Source organism: Methanobrevibacter sp., assembly GCF_030539555.1.
Classification (GTDB): Archaea; Methanobacteriota; Methanobacteria; order Methanobacteriales; family Methanobacteriaceae; genus Methanocatella.
This window is the reverse complement of record NZ_JAUNXX010000118.1, coordinates 2,553-2,813: the sequence shown is the minus strand read 5'-3', so window position 1 is coordinate 2,813 and position 261 is coordinate 2,553. Positions and strand designations below refer to the sequence as shown.

At 30.3% G+C, this 261-nt stretch carries 1 protein-coding gene; it reads right to left on the bottom strand.

Going from position 1 to position 261, the window contains the following annotated elements; genetic code table 11:
• Window positions 1-245, bottom strand: a 245-nt coding sequence (locus Q4Q55_RS10210; protein WP_303372696.1) for a hypothetical protein, incomplete at its 3' end; no start/stop codon positions are given.
• Window positions 246-261: the final 16 nt, after the last annotated feature.

Below are 261 nucleotides of genomic sequence, written 5' to 3'. Positions count from 1 at the left end.
ACCAAATCCTCTTTTAAGCCTTCAGTTAATACAACAACATGGTCCAGCTTTTTAACATTTTCTAAAATTGTAAAATCCTCTCTTATAGGGCTTCCATAGTGGTGTTCTCCAGAATACGGGTTTGTGTGAATGCTTGCAATTTTATATGCAAGACTGGAGTCAATGTTGTTGAAATTAGGCATAATTCCTGAATTTTCATTTATTAAAAACGGTTTATTTTCACATTTAAAAAGAATCTCATTCATAAAATAATCATAAAAT